Annotated in this window: 2 tRNA genes; both read left to right on the top strand. The window is 60.5% G+C overall.

Going from position 1 to position 258, the window contains the following annotated elements:
- Positions 1-40: 40 nt before the first annotated feature.
- Positions 41-117 (top strand) — tRNA-Ile (locus AABA78_RS39140).
- Positions 118-164: 47 nt separating this feature from the next.
- Positions 165-237 (top strand) — tRNA-Ala (locus AABA78_RS39135).
- Positions 238-258: the final 21 nt, after the last annotated feature.

The raw sequence follows: 258 nt of genomic DNA, 5'->3' as shown, positions 1-258 counted from the left end.
TGAAGGACGCTGTAGGGTTCGCCGATGCTTTAGCCCCCCTGGGCCTATAGCTCAGCTGGCTAGAGCGCGCGCCTGATAAGCGCGAGGTCGGTGGTTCAAGTCCACCTAGGCCCACCATTCTCCCTCATTGAAGGGACGCGAATGGGAAAGCCGACGCGAGAGTCGGGGCTGTAGCTCAGCTGGGAGAGCGCCAGCTTTGCAAGCTGGATGTCGTCGGTTCGAACCCGATCAGCTCCACAAGTTACCTGGAAGTCGCAG

Source organism: Corallococcus caeni (assembly GCF_036245865.1).
Lineage (GTDB): Bacteria > Myxococcota > Myxococcia > Myxococcales > Myxococcaceae > Corallococcus > Corallococcus caeni.
The sequence above is the reverse complement of the archived record's forward strand: the minus strand, read 5'-3'. Positions and strand labels throughout refer to the sequence as shown.